Origin of the sequence: Neobacillus terrisolis (assembly GCF_051233475.1) — a bacterium.
Lineage (GTDB): Bacteria > Bacillota > Bacilli > Bacillales > Cytobacillaceae > Bacillus_BU.
Genome location: NZ_JBKFGH010000018.1, coordinates 22,992 through 46,629, shown reverse-complemented (window position 1 = coordinate 46,629; position 23,638 = coordinate 22,992). Strand labels below are relative to the sequence as shown.

Here is a 23,638-nt window from a genome sequence, read left to right as displayed (position 1 = left end):
ATGAAGGTCGTTCTTTGACCTTCTTGACGGATTGGCTTATGACCCCGAGCCCCTAGCCGCTGCAGCTAGACAGGCTCCCGGACTCCCCCGCGGAAAGGGAGCACCTCTCGCTGCAATCAACAGACAAATTTAACAGAGCCTTTAAGAAAGGTGTACATAGTAAGAAAAATCGGCTACCATATTAATATAAAATATTACAAAAAACGCGTTATTTTTTAGAAAGAGACTTTTTCGGGGTGATAAATGAATGAACAAAGGCCAACGACATATTAAAATACGCGATATTATTGCCAACAATGATATCGAAACACAGGATGAACTTGTTGACCGTTTAAAAAGTGCAGGTTATAACGTAACACAAGCAACTGTATCAAGAGATATAAAAGAGCTTCATTTAGTAAAGGTTCCATTATTGGACGGTCGTTATAAATATAGCTTGCCTGCAGATCAGCGCTTTAATCCATTACAAAAATTAAAAAGGGCATTATTAGATGCATTTGTTAAGATCGATTCAGCCAGTCATTTAATCGTAATGAAAACTTTACCAGGGAACGCAATGGCAATTGGAGCATTAATCGATAACCTAGATTGGGATGAAATTATGGGGACCATTTGCGGGGATGATACGATTTTAATTATTTGCAGATCACCGGAAAACACAGAAATTATATCGAAACGATTTCTAGAAATGCTTTAAGTCGAGGTGAAAGTCATTTGCTAAATGAGTTATCAATTCGAAACTTCGCCATAATCGAGTCACTGTCGATTTCTTTTGAAAAGGGGCTGACAGTATTAACAGGTGAAACAGGGGCCGGGAAATCCATTATTATTGATGCGATCCATATGCTGGTCGGTGGAAGAGGGTCCTCCGAGTTTATTCGCCACGGGGCAGATAAAGCCGAAATTGAGGGCTTATTTCTCGTGGATGATACTCACCAGCGCCTATATGAAAAAGCAAAAGAGTATGGAATTGAAATTGAAGAGGGTATGGTCGTTTTACGCAGAGATATGACGAGAAGTGGAAAAAGTGTTTGTCGTGTCAATGGGAAACTCGTCACGATTGCGGTTTTACGGGAATTTGGCGGAACATTGATGGATATCCATGGGCAGCATGAGCACCAAGAACTAATGAATGAGACAAAGCATTTGTCATTATTAGACCAATTTGGTGGGGACAATCTGGTAACTGCTCTTGGCGACTACCAGGGCGTGTACAAGCGTTACGATGAAACATTAACTCGCTTAAAGTCATTAAGTGAAAATGAGCAGAAAATGGCGCACCGTCTTGATTTAATTCAATTTCAGCTTGAGGAAATTCATAATGCGAAATTAAAAATAAATGAGGATGAGGACCTATTTCTCGAAAAGAGTAAATTAGCGAATTACGAAAGAATATTTGCTTCTCTCAATGCTGCCTATTCCGCTCTTTCTGGTGAACAATCAGGCTTAGATTGGGTTGGAATGGCGATGGGGCATCTTGAAAATGCCGCCGAGCTCGATCAGGAAAACAAAGAAATTTTTGAACTTGTTTCCAATAGCTTTTATCAATTAGAGGATACAGTCAGTACCTTACGGAATAAACTTGAAGAAATGGAATATGATCCGCAACGCCTTAATGAAATTGAAGAAAGATTAACTGAAATACACCAATTAAAGCGTAAATACGGTAAATCAATTCCAGATATTCTCGAGTATGCTGCAAAAATAGAAGAAGAAATTGAAACAATCCAAAATAAAGAAACTCATATTCACCAATTGGAACAAGAGCTGTCCTCTTTAACCAAGGATTTAAGTCTGGAGGCAAAACAGCTTAGTGATTTGCGAAAGAAATCCGCGAAGCTCCTGACAAAGCTAATCCAACGTGAACTGAAAGAACTTTATATGGAAAAGACCGTTTTTGAAGTAAACTTTAAGGAATATAATCATTTTAATAAAAATGGAACCGATTCAGTAGAATTTTTTATTTCAACCAATCCCGGCGAACCGTTAAAACCATTAGCAAAAATTGCTTCCGGGGGAGAAATGTCCCGTATAATGCTTGCTTTAAAAAGTATTTTCTCGATTCATCAAGGTGTTACATCCATCATTTTTGATGAAGTGGATACGGGCGTAAGTGGAAGAGTGGCTCAAGCCATTGGTGAAAAAATCTATAAAATCTCCAACAATTCCCAAGTTTTATGTATTTCTCATTTGCCTCAGGTAGCGGCAATGGCAGACCATCATCTCTTTATTGCCAAGAAAATAAAGGATGGCAGAACGACCACTTCTGTTACGGCGTTATCGGAAAAAGAAAAGGTAAAAGAAATTGGCAGAATGATTTCAGGAGCAGAAATTACCGACTTAACTACACAACATGCAGAGGAATTATTGCAGCTTGCTGGGAAAATTAAGCCAGTAACTTGAAAAGCTATCCAATCCGGGTAGCTTTTTTATATTGTTGGCAGTTATAAATGGTTCTATTGCAGGCAAAATTAAAGATGTAGCCAATTAATGTGTGTGGACTAGAAGCGAGGAGAGTGGATGTTTTGAATTTTGAACAACTTAGAAAGATAATTGGTGGAATTCTCCTTGTTTCATTAATTGCTCTAGGGTTTTATAAACCCTTTCAACAATATATTACGATCCCCAATAAGATCACTCTTTTTGAGGGACAACATTATAAACTTCCAAAAGCTGTTTCAGTATCGGCATCCTTAACCGGGAATGACGAGGCAATCAACTTGAATCAAGATCAACAAACGGTAACCCTTCGTGCAAATGAACAGGGAAATGAAGAAATGGTTTTACATCTGGCTGGTATCCCAATTAAAAAAGTTGATGTAGATGTATTAAAAAATTTCAGAGTGATTCCAGGTGGTCAATCAATTGGCGTAAAACTTAATACCATTGGCGTTCTAGTCGTAGGACATCATCAAGTGCTAGCCCAGGCAGGAAAGGTGTCGCCTGGAGAATTAGCAGGAATTAAAGTTGGCGATATTATTACCGAAATTAACGGTAAGCGCATTGAAAAAATGACGGATGTTGCCCCATTTGTGCAAGACTCGGGAAAATCTGGAGTACCTTTAAACATTGTCGTTAATCGAGAAAATGAAAAAATTAACACTAAGCTAAGCCCGATGATGGATAAAGATGAGCAAACGTATAAATTGGGTTTATATATACGCGATTCGGCCGCTGGTATAGGTACGATGACTTTTTTCCATCCTGCAACCAATAAGTATGGTGCATTAGGCCATGTGATTTCTGACATGGATACAAAAAAACCAATTGTTGTTGAGGATGGTCAAATTGTAAGATCTACTGTAACCTCAATAGAAAAAGGGAGTAATGGCGACCCCGGGGAGAAATTAGCTCGATTTTCCTCTGATCGAGAGGTCATTGGCAACATACAGCGAAATAGTCCGTTTGGAATATTTGGCGAATTAAATAAGGACATTAAAAATGGTGTGATGGACAAACCGCTTCCGATTGCTTTATCCCATCAAGTAAAAGAAGGTCCGGCACAAATCCTAACGGTGGTAGATGATGATAAGGTTGATCTGTTTAATATAGAAATTGTGAGTACAATCCCGCAAAAGTTCCCAGCGACAAAAGGGATGGTAATCAAAATTACCGATCCAAAACTGCTGGAAAAAACGGGTGGTATCGTTCAAGGGATGAGTGGAAGTCCAATTATCCAGGATGGAAAAGTAGTTGGCGCGGTCACCCATGTCTTTGTTAATGATCCTACCTCAGGATATGGAGTTCATATTGAATGGATGTTAAATGAGGCAGGAATTGATATATACCAAAAGGTAAAAGAAAAAGCATCATAAAAAACCTTTCATAAAATAGGCGAAGCTTTCGCCTATTTTTAATGCCATAATTGTGCTACCATATAGGTATATATTTTTCGACAAACGCTTATTTTTATGATTTGTCAACTGCCGAAAACAGTCGAAACAATAAGAATAAAAGAGAAAATCTTGGAGATGGCAGATTTTTTTGAAAATTTTAAAAAAATCAAAAGGATTTTTAGTTGCATTGTCGAATTTCTCCATTAGAATATAAATAGGTGGGAAATGAAACAAAGGGACTGAGGAGGAAACTATTAGTGAACAAAATTAAAGTGTGCGTTGTTGATGACAATAGAGAATTAGTCGGACTGTTAGAGGAGTACATATCTTCTCAGGATGATATGGAAGTTGTTGGGGTGGCACATAATGGTCAAGAATGTCTAGATATTTTAGAGGAAACAACTCCTGACGTTCTTGTTTTGGATATAATTATGCCGCATCTTGATGGTCTAGCTGTGCTTGAGAAGCTTCGCGATTCAAAAAGAAGTTCAGTGCCAAATGTCATTATGCTTACGGCCTTTGGGCAAGAAGATGTTACAAAGAAAGCTGTTGATCTTGGGGCATCCTACTTTATTTTGAAGCCTTTTGATATGGAGAATTTAGCAAACCATATTCGTCAGGTAAGTGGTAAAACGAGCTCGGTTCTTAGAAAGTCTTCAACATCAAGCTATCGTCCATCTCAGCAAGAGCAAAAACCCAAAAATTTAGATGCCAGCATCACAAGTATCATTCATGAAATCGGCGTTCCTGCACATATAAAGGGGTATATGTATTTACGGGAAGCTATTTCGATGGTTTATAATGACATTGAACTTCTTGGTTCGATTACAAAGGTTCTTTATCCAGATATTGCAAAAAAATACAACACTACCGCTAGCCGGGTTGAACGGGCAATTCGCCATGCGATCGAGGTGGCTTGGAGCCGGGGCAATATCGATTCCATTTCTTCATTGTTCGGCTACACTGTCAGCATGACAAAAGCAAAACCAACAAATTCGGAATTTATTGCTATGGTCGCTGATAAACTAAGATTAGAACATAAAGCATCGTAATAATTTAAGGGGTCCAACTCCGTGCACATCAATATAGATACCATAACTTGTTTTTGGTTTCAAATATTGTGGTTCGGAGGGTGGGCCCTTTACTTGTTAACTTCTAATAAAGGAGCGGTGAGTTAATGACATTAATTTTTGCACACCGTGGTTATTCTGTGTTAAACCCAGAAAATACGATGAGAGCCTTTATGGAAGCGGAAAGGGCAGGAGCAGATGGGTTAGAATTAGACGTCCAAATGACCAAGGACGGACAACTAGTGGTTATTCATGATGAAAAAATAAACCGGACCACAGATGGGATAGGATTTGTTAAGGATCATACATACAAGGATTTGAAAAAATATAATGCTGGCTACAAATTCAAAAAATGGTTCCAAAAAACCCCTATTCCATCCCTGGAAGAAGTATTTGAATGGATGAATTCTAATCGGCTAATCTGCAATATTGAATTAAAGAATGGAATTATTCCGTATGCTGGAATGGAAGAAAAGGTGATTTCGTTAATTAGAAGATATAAGCTAGAAAAACGGATCATTATCTCCTCGTTTAACCATTACAGCATTGTTTACTCTTACCGTATTGCACCAGAGATTGAAACAGCACCATTACTGTCTGAATCGTTATACATGCCTTGGATTTATGCAAAGTCAATCCATGCTCGGGGGATTCATCCGAAATATTATCGCGGACTTGAGGACGTTTTTAAACTATCGATTGAAAACGGAGTGGCCGTTAGGCCCTATACAGTAAACAAGGACGCCTCCCTGAAACGCCTTTATGAAATGGGCTGCACGGCAGTGATTACCGATGACCCGTTCAAGGCCATTGCCATTCGAAATTTATATGCTTAGTGATGATGTAAAGTGTTCTGTTTCCTATCGCAGCGCAGGGTGAATTTGCATAAAAAATGTCAACTAGGTAATTGAACGGACATAGAGGCCCTTATTTTGATAAAATCACCTTTTTTTGGACTTATGAGGACACAGGATCCCTTATTTACATAAAAACCACTGAAAAAAGCCAATTTATGATCAAATAGCGAACCTGATGTCCGCGTAGCCTATCAAAACACCCTTTTTTGTGAAAATAACGGATCTGATGTCCGCCACCAAAATTGATTGGATACCTGCGAATTAATGGATCGGTTTCATGCACTAATTAAGGCATAAATTGACTCAACCCATTGCAATATCAATAAAAAATGACTAACAAATTACCAGCTCAATTTGTTAGTCATTTTTTATTGGCATTTTTATCGTTGCGTTTAGGCAACAAAACCCGTTAAACTTATGGCCTTTCTTTTTTTTGAAATCTTACTTGAACTTTGTTGCGTTTGCGATCTCGATGAAGGATGAAGCCAGCAATAAAACCTAACCCGAGTAAAAAAGCCAAAAATCCAATTAAAAATTGTAACCATAATGATGGAATGGGCTCCATTAATTTTCCAAATACCATATCCCGCATAAGCTTAACTCCAAATGCAGAAATGACCCCGGGAATTACCATAATGATAAGTGCAACAATTCGATCCATAACCTGTATCCCTTCACAAGTTTTACCTTCACCCAAATCATAATTCAAATTGTTTATTTGTCAAGGCATCTGCATCCTTTATAATGAAATATATACCATGAAAAAAACTGCGCGATTCGATCGTATAACCATGAAAAACATTTCTATGAAGAATAGGAGGAGGAATAATGCAATCTGAATTAGAGACGATGCTGGAAGCAATCATTCAATGTAGTGAAGAAGCTATTTCAGTTGTTGATGAATATGGTCGTGGATTAATGATTAATCCTGCCTATACGAGAATTACCGGATTATCGGAAGATCAAGTAATTGGTCAGCCTGCAACTGCCGATATTTCTGAAGGTGACAGTATGCATATGCAAGTTTTGAAAACAAGAAGACCTGTTCGAGGAGTAAGGATGCGTGTTGGACCGAAAAAAAGAGAAGTTATTGTCAATGTAGCACCAATTATTGTTAACGGGATCCTTAAGGGGAGTGTTGGTGTTATCCATGACGTATCCGAAATTCAAAATTTAACCCAAGAGCTTCATCGGGCCCGTCAAATCATCAGAACGTTAGAAGCAAAATATTCCTTTGTTGATATTATTGGGCATTCCGATGAAATGAGAATTGCGATTGAGCAAGCAAAACTAGCTGCTAAAACTCCGGTAACGGTTTTATTACGAGGCGAATCCGGGACTGGGAAAGAACTTTTTGCCCATGCCATTCATAATGCAAGTGACCGTAAATACAACAAATTCCTCCGTGTAAACTGTGCTGCTTTGACAGAATCCTTATTAGAAAGTGAACTGTTCGGCTATGATGAAGGAGCGTTCTCGGGAGCAAAGCGTGGAGGGAAAAGGGGTTTATTTGAAGAAGCCAATAATGGAAGCATCTTTCTTGATGAAATAGGGGAATTATCGGCCAATACTCAGGCAAAGCTTTTAAGAGTATTACAAGAGCGTGAAATCGTTAGAGTAGGAGGCACTAAGCCAATTACAATCAATGTCCGAATCATTGCAGCGACTAATGTTAATTTGGAAAAAGGCATTGCTCACGGAACTTTTAGGGAAGACTTATACTACCGGCTCAACCGAATGCCGATTCAAATTCCTCCTTTGCGGAAAAGGAAAGAGGATATTCCAGGGCTATGTAATTTTTTGATTCAAAAAATTAATCAAGAGTACGGTCGTAATATAGAAGGAGTCTCAAATCTTGCTTTAAAACGGTTACTGAATTATGAATGGCCCGGAAACGTTAGGGAACTCGAAAACATCCTTGAACGGGCGATTATTTTTATGAAGAATAATGAAACCCTTATTGATCTGAATCATTTGCCAGAATTGAAAAGCCCAACTGATTCTCAAATAGCAACTAGGGAAATGAATATTTCCCATGAAATAAAGCCGTTGGCAACGATGATTGATCAGTTTGAAGAAAGTATTATTAAACACACACTGGAAAAATTCAGTGGAAACAAAACCCAAACAGCTAAGGCGTTAGCCTTGTCGGTTAGGAATTTGTATTATAAGTTAAAAAAATATCAGATTGAATAATTTTGCAGGCAATATTTTGCGCGTTTTGCAATAATTTGCAGGTGAAAGGCTTGAAATCGTTTTATTTATTAATGTTTTATTTGGCACATTTCTTGCAACGTATTATATAAAGTTTAGCTTTTATTTGAAGGGATTGTGATCTAAGTGATGTTGCAGTCATATATAGAGCAAGCTGCTGAGGATGGCAACAGGACTGTAGCTGTTGCAGCGGCTGAGGATGTTGAAGTAATTGAAGCTGTTGTTGAAGCAATCAAGCTAAATTTTGCGAAGTTTCTTCTTTTTGGAAACAGAGAAGAGATATTAACGATTATCAATGAACGACATCCAGAGATGGTTCGGCACGAAAATTTAAAGATTATTCATGCTTATACAAAGGAATTGGCAGCGGATCATGCTGTGAAAGCTGTTAAGTTTTTTGAAGCTGATGTTCTAATGAAGGGAAACCTCCCTACAGCAACGTTGTTAAAGGCTGTTTTAAGCAAAGAAAATGGTCTTAGAACAGGGAATGTATTGTCCCATATTTCAATATTTGAGATTCCTGAGTTTGACCGCCTGTTGATTATTACCGATGCTGCAATGAATATCGCACCTGATCTTGATCAAAAAGCGCAAATCGTAAGAAATGCTGTTGCCGTTGCAAAAAAAATCGGAATGGTTTTTCCAAGAGTTGCAGCACTATCTGCAGTCGAAATGGTTAATTCAAATATGCAAGCCACAATTGATGCTGCTGCATTAACCTTAATGAGTAAACGGGGACAAATTGAAGGCTGTGTCATTGATGGTCCACTTGGACTTGATAATGCTATTTCAGCATTTGCAGCCAACCATAAACGAATAGATGGCGAAGTTGCCGGTAATGCAGATATACTGCTCGTCCCGAACATCGAAGCTGGTAATATCCTCTATAAATCACTCGTTTATTTTGCACAGGCCAAAGTTGGAGCTATTATTGCGGGTGCTAAAGCACCGATCGTTTTAACTTCAAGAGCAGATAGTGCCGAAAGTAAACTTTATTCACTAGCCCTTGCCCTATGCTGCGTCCAAGACAGTAAGTTGAAGCAAACTAGTTATTAATTAAGTAAGTCCTATTTTTACAAACAACTTATTAAATTTAGTTAAGATGCCCCACTAATATTAGAAATCAAACGGAGATTTTTTTGTTTACAGGAGGTACCTATGATTCATGACCAAGAATATCGAATTCTTGTCATCAACCCAGGCTCAACATCAACCAAAATAGGTGTTTTCGATAATGATATTCCCTTATTTGAAAAATCGATTCATCATGAATCAGAATTAATTCAAACATTTTCAACCGTTTTTGAACAATATGAATTTCGAAAGCAGACGATATTGGAGACATTGGACTATGAAGGGATCAATATTTCTAAGCTTGCTGCTGTTTGCGGTCGGGGTGGTTTATTACGGCCCATTAAAGGTGGAACGTACAAGGTTTGTTCAGCTATGCTTGAAGACCTTAAAAAAGGTTATGCCGGACAGCATGCATCTAATTTAGGGGGAATCCTTGCTTATGAAATTGCAACAGGATTAAATATTCCAGCCTTTATCGTTGACCCGGTTGTCGTAGATGAACTCGAACCGCTTGCCCGTATTTCCGGTAATCCACTATTTGAAAGAAAAAGTATATTTCATGCTTTAAATCAAAAGGCAGTAGCCAGAAGAATTGCAAAAAAACTAAACAAAAAATATGAAGAATTAAATCTTATCGTTACCCATATGGGCGGTGGGATTACCGTCGGGGCTCATAAGGAAGGCAGAGTGATCGATGTTAATAATGGACTTCATGGGGATGGACCGTTTAGTCCTGAGCGTGCAGGTACCCTGCCGTTTGGAGACTTAGTTGCTCTTTGTTACTCCGGAAAACTGACCCAAGCTGAATTAATGAAGGAACTTGTTGGTCAAAGTGGATTAGTAGGATATTTAGGGACAAATGATGCATTAAAAGTAGAAAAAATGATTATGAATGGTAATGAAAAAGCAAAATTAATTTATTCAGCTATGGCTTACCAAATAGCAAAGGAAATCGGTGCAGCAAGCACTGTATTAGCCGGAAGGGTAGATGGGATTATTCTAACCGGCGGACTAGCTTATGGAAAGAGCTTTGTTGCCGATATTACAAAACGGGTCAACTGGATTGCTAATGTGTATATTGAGCCAGGTGAAGACGAATTAAAGTCCTTAGCTGAGGGCGGTTTACGTGTTTTGCGAGGCGAAGAAGAAGCCCAAGTATATCCCGGGGAGCTTGAAACAAGTATACAGTACCGTTAGAGGAGGAAGAAAATTGGCTCAAGAATATGATTTAGTCATACTAGGCGGTGGAACAGGTGGTTATGTTGCGGCTATTCGAGCCTCGCAGCTTGGTTTAAAAACAGCGATTGTTGAAAAAGCAAAGCTTGGAGGCACATGCCTTCATTCCGGCTGTATTCCAAGTAAAGCACTGCTAAGGAGCGCTGAGGTCTTTTCCACAATGAAACGAAGTGAAGAGTTTGGTGTGCTTGCCAATGACATTACATTAGATTTTACCAAGGTTCAACAGCGGAAAACATCAATTATTAACCAGCTTCATAAAGGTGTTCAACATCTGATGAAACAAGGGGAAATTGATGTATATGAGGGAACAGGCCGGATTTTAGGACCTTCTATTTTTTCCCCAATGCCGGGTACAATTTCTGTTGAAATGAATAACGGCCAAGAAAATGAAATGCTGATTCCAAAAAATGTATTGATTGCAACAGGCTCTCGCCCCCGCTCACTCCCAGGACTTGATATCGATGGAACATTTGTCTTATCCTCCGATGAAGCTTTAGAACTTAAGTCATTGCCGAAATCGATCCTCATTGTTGGCGGCGGAGTGATTGGTATTGAATGGGCCTCAATGCTTTCGGATTTCGGAGTGGAGGTTACCGTTCTTGAATTTGCGGAACGGATTATTCCAACCGAAGACCATGAAGTCTCTAAAGAAATGCAGCGGTTAATGAAGAAAAAGAGGATCAAAGTGGTGACGAAAGCAAAGGTTCTTCCCGATACCTTGCAAAAGGATGAGGGTGTGGCTATAAGTGCAGAAATTAATGGCGAGATCAAAGTTTTTTCAGCAGAAAAGCTACTCGTTTCAGTAGGGCGTCAGGCAAATATTGAAGGGTTTGGCCTCGATAACACAGACATCCAAATTGAAAAAGGAGTTATTAAAACGAACTCAGTTTATCAAACGAAGGAATCGCATATATATGCGATTGGGGATGTGATCGGCGGCCTGCAGTTGGCTCATGTGGCAGCACATGAAGGAATGATCGCGGTGGAGCATATGGCTGAGCTTAAGCCAAACTCGCTCGATTACAATAAGGTTTCCCGATGTATATATGGTAAGCCAGAGGTTGCTAGTGTTGGCTTTACTGAAGCAGAAGCAGTAAATCAAGGATATCAAGTTAAGAGCGGTAAATTTTCGTTCCGTGCTATTGGCAAAGCGCTCGTATTTGGAGAAGCAGATGGTTTTGTTAAAATCGTCGCAGACAAGACAACAAATGATATTTTAGGAGTCCATATGATTGGGCCGCATGTAACCAATTTAATATCTGAGGCTGGACTAGCAATGGTGCTAGATGCTACTCCTTGGGAAGTGGCTAAGACGATTCATCCTCATCCAACCTTGTCAGAGGCAATGGCTGAGGCAGCATTAGCGGTAGATGGAAAGACGATTCATTCCTAAACTCTACTGTGAAAGTTATCTTATCATTAATATGTAATTTTTTATGGGAGGCGGTTTTTAAGCCTCTCAAATGATTCCGTTATAGGAGGTATGTATATGGGTGAAAATCGCCATCAAGCCTTAGGATTAAGTGATGACCAAGTTTTGGAAATGTATAAAACGATGCTGTTGGCCCGCCGAATTGATGAACGGATGTGGCTTTTAAATAGAGCTGGCAAAATACCATTTGTTATATCCTGCCAAGGTCAGGAAGCAGCGCAAGTAGGGGCTGCCTTTGCCCTTGATAAAGACAAAGATTATATTTTACCTTATTATCGCGACCTAGGTGTGGTCTTAACTTTTGGAATGACCACAACAGAGATTATGCTGTCCGGTTTTGCGAAAGCGGAAGATCCGAATTCTGGCGGTCGACAAATGCCAGGGCATTTTGGACAAAAGAAAAACCGAATTGTAACAGGTTCTTCTCCGGTTACGACTCAAGTTCCGCATGCCGTTGGGGTTGCCTTAGCGGGAAAAATGGAGAAAAAGGATCTTGTAACCTTTGTAACCTTTGGTGAAGGTTCCTCAAACCAGGGAGACTTTCATGAGGGAGCAAACTTTGCTGGGGTTCACAAACTTCCTGTTATATTTATGTGCGAAAATAATAAATATGCGATTTCCGTCCCCCTTTCCAAGCAATTGGCGTGTGAAAAAGTGTCTGATCGGGCCATTGGTTATGGAATGCCTGGTTTTACGGTAGACGGTAATGACCCGCTTGAAGTATATCGTGTCGTGAAGATGGCGGCAGAACGGGGACGTAGCGGTCTGGGCCCGACGTTAATTGAAACCATATCCTATCGTTTAACACCCCATTCCTCCGATGATGATGATCGAAGCTATCGGGCACAGGATGAAGTGGCAGAAGCTAAATCGAAGGATCCCATTTTAACTTTTGGTGCTTATTTGAAGGAAAATGGAATTATCGATGATCAACTAGAAAAAGAGATTAATGATCGAATTATGAAAACTGTAAATGAAGCGACAGATTATGCGGAAAATGCTCCCTATGCTGAGCCGGAGCATGCAATGAAATATGTATATGCCGAAGAGTAAGGGGGAACGATGATGGCGATCATTTCTTATATTGATGCAGTAACAATGGCTATTCGAGAAGAGATGGAACGAGATTCAAAGGTTTTTGTTCTTGGTGAAGATGTAGGAAAAAAAGGTGGGGTCTTTAAAGCAACCCAAGGGCTTTATGAATTGTTTGGTGAAGAACGAGTAATCGACACCCCTTTATCCGAATCAGCGATTGCAGGGGTTGGGATAGGCGCAGCGATGTATGGCATGCGCCCAATTGCGGAAATGCAATTTGCTGATTTTATTATGCCTGCGGTGAATCAAATTATTTCGGAAGCGGCGCGCATCCGATATCGTTCCAATAATGATTGGAACTGTCCAATGGTTATTCGGGCACCGTATGGCGGCGGAATACACGGCGCTCTTTATCATTCCCAATCGGTAGAAGCGGTATTTGCCAATCAGCCCGGCTTGAAAATAGTCATGCCTTCAACTCCCTATGATGTAAAAGGACTTCTCAAAGCAGCAATCCGCGATGATGACCCTGTCCTTTTCTTTGAACATAAAAGAGCCTACCGGTTAATTAAAGGCGAAGTTCCAAATGAAGACTATACATTGCCAATCGGGAAGGCTGATGTAAAACGAGAAGGTGATGATATTACGGTCATTACTTATGGCTTATGCGTCCACTTTGCTTTGCAAGCTGCGGAACGATTGGCCAATGATGGAATTTCCACCCACATTTTAGATTTGCGCACCGTCTATCCTCTTGATCAGGAAGCGATTATCGAAGCGGCATCGAAAACGGGAAAAGTGTTACTTATTACCGAGGATAATAAAGAGGGAAGTATAATCAGTGAGGTGGCAGCCATCATCGCCGAGCATTGCCTGTTTGACTTGGATGCCCCAATCAAGCGCCTTGCAGGGCCTGATGTTCCAGCCATGCCGTATGCACCAACAATGGAAAAGTATTTTATGATCAATCCGGATAAAGTAGAAAAAGCAATGCGCGAACTTGCCGAATATTAGAATTTTATTGTAAAGGAGGGCTACCATTGTCTTTAGAAAAAATAAAAATGCCACAGCTTGGGGAAAGTGTAACGGAAGGCACCATTAGCAAGTGGCTCGTATCTGTGGGCGATAGTGTTAATAAATACGACCCGCTTGCAGAGGTTATGACCGATAAAGTTAATGCCGAAATCCCGTCTTCCTTTGCTGGAGTTATTAAAGAATTGATTGCAGCTGAAGGGGATACTTTATCCGTCGGTGAAATCATTTGTACAATAGAGGCAAAAGATGAAAACGAAATTTCTGGCTCAACTCCTCCAGAGTCAGAAAGGGGAAGCGAATCACCAACTGTACCTTCTCTACCTGCAAGCACGATTGCTGCAAGATTAGCAGCTACGAAGTCGGAGCCAGATTCTCCTGTTTTAGGGGAAGGTTCTAAAGCCACACTTCAAACGAAACCTTTCTCAGCCAACATCAACGGGAATAAGGTTCGGTATTCTCCTGCAGTATTGAAGCTTTCTCAAGAACACGACATTGATTTGACTCAAGTTCAAGGAACAGGTGCTGATGGTCGAATCACACGTAAAGATTTGTTAAAGCTGATTGAAGCAGGAACCATACCGAGTGTTGGTGAGCCATCAAAAGAACCGGAGATTCAAGCTCCACTCAAGGTTGATGAAAAACATGATAGACAACCGGTTTCTGTCACACCTACACCAGCTGTTCCAGAAGTCAGCCCGACGAGTGGTGATATCGAAATTCCTGTATCAGGAGTTCGTAAAGCGATTGCCGCCAATATGTTGCGCAGTAAGCATGAAGCACCCCACGCCTGGATGATGGTCGAGGTGGATGTAACCAATTTGGTGGATTATCGAAATGCAATAAAAGATGAGTTTAAGCAAAAAGAAGGCTTTAATCTTACCTACTTTGCATTTTTTGTAAAAGCAGTTGCTCAAGCGCTTAAGGCTTTTCCTGAGCTGAACTCGATGTGGGCGGGGGATAAAATCATTCAAAAGAAAGATATCAATATTTCCATTGCCGTTGCCACCGAAACAGCCCTGTTTGTCCCGGTCATTAAACATGCGGACGAAAAATCAATCAAGGGAATCGCAAGGGACATTTCGGAATATGCAAGTAAAGTTCGTTCCGGTAAATTGAGTTCTGACGATATGAGTGGTGGAACCTTTACAGTCAATAACACAGGTTCATTCGGTTCTGTACAATCTATGGGAATTATCAATTATCCTCAAGCGGCGATATTACAGGTTGAGTCTATTGTTAAACGACCGGTCGTGGTGAATAATAATATGATTGCAATTCGAGATATGGTCAATTTATGTTTATCGTTGGACCACCGTGTCCTCGACGGCCTGATTTGCGGCCGCTTCTTAGCCCATGTTAAAGAAATCCTAGAAAACACAACAAAAAAAAATACACCAATTTACTGATTATCATGATTAAGCCATTGCTTTAGAGTAGCAATGGCTTTTTTCGTGCCCAATCCTTTAGCATTGGAAAAAAAGATCACTAACCTGGACTTTAGTGCCCTAATTTAGAGATGCCACGAAAAAACAGGTCACTAACGGCAACTTTAGTGCCCCCATTATGTGCCGCTTTCGAAAAACAGGTCACTAACCGCCGCTTTAGTGCCCCAATTCAGCGAAGCTATCGAAAAATAGGTAACTAACCAAACCAAACCAAACCAGCTTTGCACTAACCGAGAGACCCATTTGCGACAACCCCAATAATAAAGAAAGAGGCTGACACGGCTCGAGTGCGTGCCAACCTCCATTAATACATTCCGTTTCTTTACTATGGCATCCTTACCAATGGTGGGCTTTGGCATTGCTTCTCAAAATGATGTTGGTTTGAGATCTTTTTGTTTGCCCATTAATGAGATACTTCGTATGCCTCGGCCGAGTGAAAGTGTGGTGAAAAAGTTTAGAGTGCTGGTCCAATTGCTCTCGATAACTCATACTATCACCTCTTAGGTAGGATACTTGAAACGATTCGATATTCAAAAAGAATATCAGCTTTAGATTTTGTAAAATGGCGCAAAAGTATTCGCGATTACAATTATAAAAACGAATTTTTCTATAAATAATTTTCGATTAAATATCCCATTATTTTACAAGATTAAATAAATTTAGACGTTTCTGAGTTTCTCACATTGCCAGTTTAGTCAGGATATACTAAAATAATATAGGATGCCCGAATAATTAGAATTTTAATACTATTTAGTCTCGGAAAATATTTGGAGGGAGGGGAGGTTGTCCTTGAGACAGCCGGCTTATGAGTATGAATGAAATGTTAAACGTAGTTTTTCCACCGGCAACAGTTGATGAGTGGAAACAAAAAGCCGAGGAAACGTTAAAAGGAAAGCCTGTTGAAACACTATCTAAGAGTACATACGAAGAAATCAGGTTAAAGCCGCTTTATACAAAAGAAGATCTAGAAAACAAAATAGTATCCGAGTTTCCAGGATATGAGGACTACCGCCGTGGAATTAATCCACTTGGATATGCAACAAATGATTGGAAGGTAGCACAAACGATTCCTGCAGGAAATGTTGATGAAATGAAAGAAGTGTTAGTCACTTCATTTCAAAAAGGGCAAACAGCCATTTCGTTTGAGTTGTCAAAGGATGTTTTGCGTGAAATTCCCGCAATCCTAAATGGAATTTTGGCTGCTTATCCGTTTAGTATCAACGCTAAACAATATCAAGCTGACCTTTTATCCTTGATTCAAGGTTTAGCAGAAGAAAATGGCGAGTCTGCGGAAGTTTCCGGTTATATTGGGTTGGATCCAATTTCACTTGTTGCAACTTCAGGGTCTCTTGAAGAGCTTGCCTATGATCAATGGGCACAAACAATTAGTGAAGCAGCTGAAAAGCTTCCAAATCTAAAGACCATTTTAGTTGATACCACACCTTATCATAATGGTGGAGCCAATGCAGTCCAAGAGTTGGCTATTGCTTTAGCAACAGGTGTTGAACATGTTCAACGATTGACTGAGCAGGGACTTAGTGTTGAAACCGTCTTAGAAAAATTGGTTTGTAAATTTGCAATCGGTTCCAACTTCTTTATGGAAGTAGCAAAATTGCGTGCGGCAAGATTGCTTTGGAGCAAGTTGACAGAAGCTTACGGAGTTGCGCCTGAGTTGCGAAAATTGGAGATTTCTGGTGAAACTTCTCGCTTTACTAAAACTAAGTATGATCCGTACGTCAATTTATTAAGAGCAGGAAATGAAGCGTTCGCAGCCATTCTTGGTGGAATCCAGTACCTGCATGTCAGCACATTTAACGAGCCGGAAGAATATGCAACTGCATTTTCTGATCGGATTGCCCGGAATACTCAATTAATTTTAAAAGAGGAAGCACATTTGAAAAATGTGGTCGATCCTGCCGGCGGCTCATGGTATATCGAATCATTAACGAATGAGCTAGCTGAAAAAGCATGGGCGCTCTTTTTAGAAATAGATGAAAAAGGCGGAATCGTTTCTACTCTGCAATCAAATTGGCTTCAACAGCAAATTGCAGCTGTTAAGGAAAAACGTCAAAACGATATCTTTACGCGAAAGCAAAGTATTATTGGAACAAATATTTATGCTAATCTTCAGGATCAACCATTACAAACTGTTGCACAGGCTTCTGATGCGAAAGGTGAAGGAGCCATTCAACCGATTTCTCAAGAAAGATTGGCGCAGCCATATGAATCGCTTCGCAATCGTGCCGAACAATTAAAAGTTGAACCAGCCGTTGGTCTGATCTGTCTGGGTGCATTAAAACAGCATAAACCTCGCGCTGACTTTATTACAGGATTTGTAGCTCCAGCAGGCGTTAAAACAGTGAAAAGTGAAGAGATTAATTCCTTTGAAGAGGCTGTTGCATTTGTTGAGGGCACACCTGTCAGCCATTACTGTATTTGTGGAAGCAATGATCAATATAATGAAATCGGCGCTCAATTTGTTGCCAAATTAAAGGCTCAGTACCCATCTGTAAATCTTTTCTTAGCGGGAAGTCCTGAAAATGAAGCACAATGGGCAGAAGCTGGAATCAAAGAATTTATTACAGTGAAAAGTAACTGCTATAAAACTCTTGCACAGCTACTTGCTGAAATGGAGGTGGAATCATAATGAATAAACCAGATTTTAAGAATATCGAAATATTGAAAGATCAAGAGGTAACAAAACAACAATGGCAGGCTGAAGCGGAGGAACAGGTTTCGAAATCGATCGATGATCTTTTATTCGAAACGAACGAGTACATTAAAGTGAAGCCGCTTTATTCTAAAGAAGATCTTGAAGGAATGACACATCTTGATGATAAGCCTGGTATTGCCCCATTCACACGTGGACCATACTCTACGATGTATGTAAATCGTCCATGGACTGTACGTCAATATGCTGGTTTCTCAACGGCTGAAGAAAGTAATGCATTCTACCGCCGAAACCTTGCAATGGGTCAAAAAGGACTATCTGTAGCGTTTGACTTAGCAACCCACCGTGGCTACGATTCCGACCATCCACGCGTTGTTGGGGATGTTGGAAAAGCGGGTGTTGCCATCGACTCAATCCTGGATATGAAAACATTATTTGACGGAATTCCGCTCGATCAAATGTCTGTTTCGATGACGATGAATGGTGCGGTTTTACCAGTAATGGCGTTTTATATCGTGACTGCAGAAGAGCAGGGTGTAAGCCAGGAAAAACTGTCTGGAACGATCCAAAATGATATTTTAAAGGAATACATGGTTCGTAATACGTATATTTATCCACCTGAAATGTCCATGAAAATCATTGCGGATATATTTGAATATACATCCAAATATATGCCTAAGTTTAATAGCATTAGTATCTCTGGTTACCACATGCAGGAAGCAGGAGCACCAGCTGATATTGAGCTGGCTTATACGTTAGCAGATGGACTTGAATACGTTAGAACCGGCTTAAAGGCAGGTATTCCAATTGATAAATTTGCGCCGCGACTTTCGTTCTTCTGGGCGATTGGCATGAACTATTTCATGGAAGTGGCTAAAATGCGCGCTGCTCGGACAATCTGGGCAAAGATGATTAAAACTTTCTTACCGGAAAGCGATAAATCACTTGCATTGCGTACGCATTCGCAAACATCTGGATGGAGTTTAACAGAGCAGGATCCATTTAATAACGTTACACGTACGCTTATCGAAGCTCATGCAGCTACAATGGGACATACACAATCCCTTCATACGAATGCGTTGGATGAAGCAATTGCACTTCCAACTGATTTCTCGGCGCGGATTGCCCGTAATACTCAGCTCTTCTTACAAGAAGAAGCAGGGGTAACGAATGTTATCGATCCTTGGGGCGGTTCTTACTATGTTGAGACGCTTACGAATCAATTAGTTGAACGTGCATGGAAGCATATCGAAGAAATCGAAAATCTTGGCGGTATGGCAAAAGCGATCGAAACAGGTCTGCCAAAAATGAGAATCGAGGAAGCAGCTGCACGCAGACAAGCGAAAATTGATTCTGGTGTAGAAACCATTATTGGTGTGAACAAATATCGTCTTGAAAAAGAAGAAGAAATCGATATTTTAGAAGTTGATAATACAGCAGTTCGTAAAGCTCAAATTGAAAGATTAGAGCATTTAAGAGCAACGCGTGATGAAAATGCAGTTCAAGAAGCACTTGCTGCCATTACACGTGCGGCAGAAACTGGTGAAGGCAATCTATTAGACCTTGCTGTTAAAGCAGCTCGCGCTCGTGCATCACTTGGCGAAATTTCTGATGCGATCGAAGTGGCATCAGGACGTCATAAAGCTGTTATCCGTTCTATCAGTGGTGTATACAGCACCGCCTTCTCGAACGAGGAAGAAATTGCAACAGTTAAGCAAATGTGTGAAGAATTCCTTGAAAATGAAGGAAGAAGACCACGTATCCTCGTCGCTAAGCTAGGTCAGGACGGACATGACCGTGGGGCTAAAGTTATTTCCACAGCCTTTGCGGATTTAGGATATGATGTTGATATCGGTCCTTTATTCCAAACACCAGAAGAAACTGCTCGCCAAGCGGTTGAAAACGACGTTCACGTTGTTGGCTTCAGTTCACTTGCTGCAGGTCATAAAACTCTGTTACCAGCACTAGTTGAGGAATTGAAGAAGCTTGGCCGTGAAGATATTCTAGTCGTAATTGGCGGGGTTATTCCAGCTCAAGACTATGAGTATTTATATGAGCACGGTGCCGCTGCAATCTTTGGTCCTGGAACAGTCATTCCTGTTGCAGCTCAAAAGGTGATCGAAAAGATCTACCAACGTTTGGGCTACGAGGAAGTGGTAAAATAATGGAAGAAAACAAAAATCCGGATAGAAATGAACTTGGTTTTTCGGATGGGTTACCTTACGGTGACCCATCTCCGAAAAAACGGTTTAAGAAACGGTCAGGTGCCAATGAGCTGAGTATTGAAGATTTGGCAAAAGGCGTTCGTACTGGTGATCGTGGCTTGCTTGCACGGGCCATTACCTTGATTGAAAGCAATGCAGAGCATCATTTTCAAAAGGGGCAGCAGCTTTTGCAAAAGCTCCTTCCAGACTCCGGGAAGTCTATCCGCATCGGTATTACCGGTGTTCCCGGCGCTGGGAAAAGTACTTTTATTGAAGCGTTTGGAACGTATTTATGTGAACAAGGATATCGCGTAGCAGTATTGGCCGTTGATCCAAGTTCAAGCATTAGCGGAGGAAGTATATTAGGTGATAAAACGCGAATGGGTGAATTAGCCAATAACCCCCGTGCCTTTATCCGTCCTTCTCCATCTGAAGGAAAGCTTGGTGGGGTCCATCGAAAAACGCGGGAGACAATGCTAGTTTGTGAAGCAGCAGGTTTTGATGTGATCTTAATCGAAACGGTTGGGGTGGGTCAAAGTGAAGTGGTTGTCCGCAATATGGTTGACTTTTTCATGCTTGTTGTTCTAACCGGTGCTGGTGACGAACTTCAAGGAATGAAAAAGGGAATTATGGAGCTTGCTGATGCGATTGTCGTGAATAAGGCAGATGGTAATAACAAACCATTAGCTGAAAAAACACGGGAAGAGTATAAGCGAATTGTTCATTTTCTTCAGCCATATACAAAAGGCTGGCCTACTCAGGTGACCACTTGTTCTGCTCTTTATTACGAAGGAATCGATGGTGTTTGGAAGATCATTAATGATTTTGAAAAACAAACGAAGCAATCTGGTGTTTTTGATGCAAGACGTCGTATCCAAACTAAGGAATGGATGTATTCAATGATTGTCGATCAACTCCAGGCAAGCTTTTTCCATCATCCTAATGTTAAATTATTATTACCAAAGCTTGAAAATGAGGTTATTACAGGTGATCGCACCGTCACTTCAGCGGTGGAGAGCTTGTTTAAAGCATATCTTGGCTAAAAAATGGGTGATTCCACGTGGGATCGCCCTTAATGTGTTTGTCTTGTCAAACCTGTTTATTTGAAACCATTCATTCGTATTGGTATCATATAAATATAGTTGATAACTTACTAACTACAAATTCAAGGAGCGATACGATGAATATCGATTTTAACCTTTTCATGAACGATGTTGTCCGTCAGGCACGTCAAGAAATTGTTGCAGCGGGCTATCAGGAGCTAACAACTTCTGCTGAAGTTGAAGAAGCATTGGCTAAAAGTGGCACAACGCTAGTGATGATTAATTCTGTTTGCGGTTGTGCTGGCGGTGTTGCGCGTCCTGCAGCAGCGCATGCCCTTCATTATGATAAACGTCCGGATCATTTGGTCACCGTTTTTGCCGGCCAGGATAAGGAAGCAACGGAAAAAGCGCGTTCGTATTTTACAGGTTATCCACCATCATCACCTTCCTTTGCTTTATTAAAGGACGGGAAAATTTGCACGATGATCGAGCGCCACGATATTGAAGGCTTTGGACCAATGGAGGTTGTCCAAAAACTACAAAATGTATTTGAACAATATTGTAAAGAAGTATAAAAAGATGGGGCCTGCCCATCTTTTTCTTTTTTTAAAAGCCTTGTTAAACTTGACTGTTGATTTACGCTTCAGGCGCTTGCTTTCCGCGGGGCTGGCGTTGAGCCTCCTCGGAGCTAAGGCTCCTGTGGGGTCTCAACTGTCCCGCTGCTCCCGCAGGAGTCAAGCGCCTTCCGCTCCAATCAACATTGTGTAAAAAATCAACACTGGGCTTTAACATAGCCTTTTTAAAAGGTTTATCCTCTCCCTATTTTTAAGACTTAACAGAATCCTAGCCGCAAATTGCTTTTGTCTATTATTGGGATTTGATAAAATAGGGGAAAGATAAATGATTCACTATCTATTAAACTAGGAAATTTGGAGTAAATTTTATGGAATTTAAAATTGGCTATCGGACAATCAAAACTGCAGTCGGAACGGCACTTTCGATTATTCTTGCCCAAGCATTTGGTTTAGAAAATTATGTGTCTGCAGGGATACTAACCATTTTGTGCATTCAAGTAACAAGAAGAAAGTCGTTGCGAGCTTCTTGGGATCGTTTTTTAGCATGTCTTCTCGCCATGCTGTTTGCTTTTATCTTTTTCGAGGGTATAACCTATCATCCCCTTGTAATCGGCATGCTGCTCTTATTTTTTATTCCTACAGTGGTCATGTTTAAGGCTCAAGACGGTATTGTCACGAGTTCAGTCATTCTCCTCCATATTTATGCCGCTGGTAATGTTACTGCTGCTATTCTTACCAATGAATTTGGAATTATCATAATTGGAATTGGTGTGGCGCTCGTTATGAACTTATATATGCCGAGTGTGGAGCCAAAATTGGATGTGTACCAGCAGCAAATTGAGGATAAGTTTAAAAAGATTTTTTTAGAAATTGCCCGTTATTTGAGAACAAATGAGCTGGATTGGGACGGGAAGGAAATTACTGAAGTTGCAAAAATGATCGAATATGCAAAAATTTTAGCATTTAAAGGTGTCGAAAATCAGCTGTTGAAACAGGAAAATATTTACTACCACTATTTCAGAATAAGAGAAAAGCAATTTGAAATTATCGAGCGGGTTCTGCCAATCGTAACGACCATTCAACCAATGGTTATTCAACGTGAAATGATTGCTGATTTTATTGAGGAACTGGCTCACGGAATTAACCCAGGAAATAGCTCTTATATTTATTTAGATAAATTAATGTGTATGAAACAAGAATTTGAGAATATGGAAATGCCAAAGTCAAGGGAAGAATTTGAGGCAAGATCGGCATTATTACATTTTACAAATGAAATGGAACGATATTTAATTATTAAAAGTACGTTTAAAGGTTTAAATAACAGTAAGCGGATGAATCGAAAGGCGAAGGATGAAACAAACTAGATAAAAGACTTTAAGCAGGTGATTCGATGGTTTCGTATATTTCTGCTTTTATTTTGGCACTTTCGCTTTCTCCGCTTTGGCCGCTTGGTCCTAATCCGATTCCTGGAGATCCCTTTATTATCGTCAATAAACAAACCAATCAAGTGGCTTTTATTGATGAGAATCGTGTTCAAACCATCATAGGGGCTGCTACAGGCTATACAAGTGAATTAACACCAGAAGGGCTGTTTACGGTAACTGTTAAGGCCGTTAATCCCTATTATCGAAAAAAAAATATTGTCGGCGGGGATCCAAACAATCCCCTCGGAACAAGGTGGATTGGCTTTGATGCCAATGATACGGATGGAAGGATTTATGGGATTCATGGAACAAACCAGCCGGAGTCGATTGGAAAATATGTTTCCAATGGCTGTATCCGTCTGCAAAATCAAGCGATCGAAGCCTTATACGATTTTATTCCCTTAGGTACCAAAATTTTAATTTTAACCACTCCAAAAAATTTTGAGCAATTAGCAAAAGAATACGGAGCAATTCATTAAAAAGA

The 23,638-nt window shown here is 40.3% G+C and carries 19 protein-coding genes and 1 pseudogene; 18 read left to right on the top strand and 2 right to left on the bottom strand.

Going from position 1 to position 23,638, the window contains the following annotated elements:
* Positions 1-247 precede the first annotated feature (247 nt).
* From ahrC to ACI48O_RS12135, 5 genes are all read left to right on the top strand, one after another.
* Positions 248-697, top strand: a complete 450-nt coding sequence (gene ahrC / locus ACI48O_RS12155; RefSeq protein WP_435562083.1) for a transcriptional regulator AhrC/ArgR — start codon at positions 248-250, stop codon at positions 695-697.
* 17 nt (positions 698-714) lie between these two features.
* Positions 715-2,403, top strand: coding sequence for a DNA repair protein RecN (recN, locus tag ACI48O_RS12150; protein ID WP_435562082.1), 1,689 nt, complete (start codon positions 715-717; stop codon positions 2,401-2,403).
* Positions 2,404-2,525: 122 nt separating this feature from the next.
* On the top strand, positions 2,526-3,815 hold the full coding sequence (gene spoIVB / locus ACI48O_RS12145) for a SpoIVB peptidase (RefSeq protein ID WP_435562081.1): 1,290 nt from the start codon (positions 2,526-2,528) through the stop codon (positions 3,813-3,815).
* Positions 3,816-4,093: 278 nt separating this feature from the next.
* Positions 4,094-4,888: a sporulation transcription factor Spo0A gene (gene spo0A / locus ACI48O_RS12140; RefSeq protein WP_435562080.1), complete on the top strand. Its 795-nt coding sequence runs from the start codon at positions 4,094-4,096 to the stop codon at positions 4,886-4,888.
* A gap of 125 nt (positions 4,889-5,013) precedes the next feature.
* Positions 5,014-5,742 (top strand): glycerophosphodiester phosphodiesterase, encoded by a 729-nt coding sequence (locus tag ACI48O_RS12135; protein WP_435562079.1) that lies wholly within the window; start codon positions 5,014-5,016, stop codon positions 5,740-5,742.
* A 436-nt stretch (positions 5,743-6,178) separates the two neighbouring features.
* On the opposite strand, the gene ACI48O_RS12130 is transcribed toward ACI48O_RS12135, so the two are convergent.
* On the bottom strand, positions 6,179-6,424 hold the full coding sequence (locus tag ACI48O_RS12130) for a DUF2627 domain-containing protein (RefSeq protein ID WP_435562078.1): 246 nt from the start codon (positions 6,422-6,424) through the stop codon (positions 6,179-6,181).
* Between the two features lie 176 nt (positions 6,425-6,600).
* Between ACI48O_RS12130 and ACI48O_RS12125 the strand changes: the two are divergent.
* The 7 genes and pseudogenes from ACI48O_RS12125 to ACI48O_RS12095 form a co-directional block, all read left to right on the top strand.
* A pseudogene (locus ACI48O_RS12125) lies at positions 6,601-7,959 on the top strand (sigma-54 interaction domain-containing protein); the annotation flags it as partial.
* A gap of 144 nt (positions 7,960-8,103) precedes the next feature.
* The gene (gene yqiS / locus ACI48O_RS12120) at positions 8,104-9,033 is read left to right on the top strand and encodes a phosphate butyryltransferase (RefSeq protein WP_435562077.1); all 930 of its coding nucleotides are present in this window, start codon (positions 8,104-8,106) and stop codon (positions 9,031-9,033) included.
* Positions 9,034-9,135: 102 nt separating this feature from the next.
* Positions 9,136-10,248: a butyrate kinase gene (gene buk / locus ACI48O_RS12115; RefSeq protein ID WP_435562076.1), complete on the top strand. Its 1,113-nt coding sequence runs from the start codon at positions 9,136-9,138 to the stop codon at positions 10,246-10,248.
* A 13-nt stretch (positions 10,249-10,261) separates the two neighbouring features.
* Positions 10,262-11,683: a dihydrolipoyl dehydrogenase gene (gene lpdA, locus ACI48O_RS12110; RefSeq protein ID WP_435562075.1), complete on the top strand. Its 1,422-nt coding sequence runs from the start codon at positions 10,262-10,264 to the stop codon at positions 11,681-11,683.
* Between the two features lie 96 nt (positions 11,684-11,779).
* Complete coding sequence (locus ACI48O_RS12105) at positions 11,780-12,775, top strand: thiamine pyrophosphate-dependent dehydrogenase E1 component subunit alpha (RefSeq protein WP_435562074.1); 996 nt, start codon at positions 11,780-11,782, stop codon at positions 12,773-12,775.
* Between the two features lie 12 nt (positions 12,776-12,787).
* Complete coding sequence (locus ACI48O_RS12100) at positions 12,788-13,771, top strand: alpha-ketoacid dehydrogenase subunit beta (protein ID WP_435562242.1); 984 nt, start codon at positions 12,788-12,790, stop codon at positions 13,769-13,771.
* A gap of 26 nt (positions 13,772-13,797) precedes the next feature.
* A complete protein-coding gene (locus ACI48O_RS12095) occupies positions 13,798-15,198 on the top strand; it encodes a dihydrolipoamide acetyltransferase family protein (protein WP_435562073.1) in 1,401 nt (466 codons plus the stop codon).
* 375 nt (positions 15,199-15,573) lie between these two features.
* On the opposite strand, the gene ACI48O_RS12090 is transcribed toward ACI48O_RS12095, so the two are convergent.
* Complete coding sequence (locus tag ACI48O_RS12090) at positions 15,574-15,726, bottom strand: YpzG family protein (protein WP_435562072.1); 153 nt, start codon at positions 15,724-15,726, stop codon at positions 15,574-15,576.
* A gap of 331 nt (positions 15,727-16,057) precedes the next feature.
* Here ACI48O_RS12090 and ACI48O_RS12085 point away from each other — a divergent pair, with 331 nt between their 5' ends.
* From ACI48O_RS12085 to ACI48O_RS12060, 6 genes are all read left to right on the top strand, one after another.
* Entirely contained in the window at positions 16,058-17,884 is a 1,827-nt protein-coding gene (locus ACI48O_RS12085) for a methylmalonyl-CoA mutase family protein (RefSeq protein ID WP_435562071.1), read from the top strand.
* Complete coding sequence (gene scpA, locus ACI48O_RS12080) at positions 17,884-20,073, top strand: methylmalonyl-CoA mutase (protein WP_435562070.1); 2,190 nt, start codon at positions 17,884-17,886, stop codon at positions 20,071-20,073. The genes ACI48O_RS12085 and scpA overlap by 1 nt, the downstream gene beginning before the upstream one ends.
* Complete coding sequence (gene meaB, locus ACI48O_RS12075; RefSeq protein ID WP_435562069.1) at positions 20,073-21,155, top strand: methylmalonyl Co-A mutase-associated GTPase MeaB; 1,083 nt, start codon at positions 20,073-20,075, stop codon at positions 21,153-21,155. The genes scpA and meaB overlap by 1 nt, the downstream gene beginning before the upstream one ends.
* Positions 21,156-21,292: 137 nt before the next feature.
* Entirely contained in the window at positions 21,293-21,730 is a 438-nt protein-coding gene (locus ACI48O_RS12070; RefSeq protein WP_435562068.1) for a BrxA/BrxB family bacilliredoxin, read from the top strand.
* A 368-nt stretch (positions 21,731-22,098) separates the two neighbouring features.
* A complete protein-coding gene (locus tag ACI48O_RS12065) occupies positions 22,099-23,094 on the top strand; it encodes an aromatic acid exporter family protein (RefSeq protein WP_435562067.1) in 996 nt (331 codons plus the stop codon).
* A gap of 26 nt (positions 23,095-23,120) precedes the next feature.
* Entirely contained in the window at positions 23,121-23,633 is a 513-nt protein-coding gene (locus tag ACI48O_RS12060; RefSeq protein WP_435562066.1) for a L,D-transpeptidase, read from the top strand.
* The last annotated feature ends 5 nt before the right edge of the window (positions 23,634-23,638 follow it).

Coding starts and splice junctions, on each gene's coding strand:
- ahrC (WP_435562083.1), top strand. CDS start 248: ATGAACAAAGGCCAACGACATATTAAAATACGCGATATTATTGCCAAC.
- meaB (WP_435562069.1), top strand. CDS start 20,073: ATGGAAGAAAACAAAAATCCGGATAGAAATGAACTTGGTTTTTCGGAT.
- scpA (WP_435562070.1), top strand. CDS start 17,884: ATGAATAAACCAGATTTTAAGAATATCGAAATATTGAAAGATCAAGAG.
- buk (WP_435562076.1), top strand. CDS start 9,136: ATGATTCATGACCAAGAATATCGAATTCTTGTCATCAACCCAGGCTCA.
- ACI48O_RS12130 (WP_435562078.1), bottom strand. CDS start 6,424: ATGGATCGAATTGTTGCACTTATCATTATGGTAATTCCCGGGGTCATT.
- ACI48O_RS12090 (WP_435562072.1), bottom strand. CDS start 15,726: ATGAGTTATCGAGAGCAATTGGACCAGCACTCTAAACTTTTTCACCAC.
- ACI48O_RS12100 (WP_435562242.1), top strand. CDS start 12,788: ATGGCGATCATTTCTTATATTGATGCAGTAACAATGGCTATTCGAGAA.
- ACI48O_RS12070 (WP_435562068.1), top strand. CDS start 21,293: ATGAATATCGATTTTAACCTTTTCATGAACGATGTTGTCCGTCAGGCA.
- ACI48O_RS12085 (WP_435562071.1), top strand. CDS start 16,058: ATGTTAAACGTAGTTTTTCCACCGGCAACAGTTGATGAGTGGAAACAA.
- ACI48O_RS12065 (WP_435562067.1), top strand. CDS start 22,099: ATGGAATTTAAAATTGGCTATCGGACAATCAAAACTGCAGTCGGAACG.
- ACI48O_RS12135 (WP_435562079.1), top strand. CDS start 5,014: ATGACATTAATTTTTGCACACCGTGGTTATTCTGTGTTAAACCCAGAA.
- ACI48O_RS12105 (WP_435562074.1), top strand. CDS start 11,780: ATGGGTGAAAATCGCCATCAAGCCTTAGGATTAAGTGATGACCAAGTT.
- ACI48O_RS12060 (WP_435562066.1), top strand. CDS start 23,121: ATGGTTTCGTATATTTCTGCTTTTATTTTGGCACTTTCGCTTTCTCCG.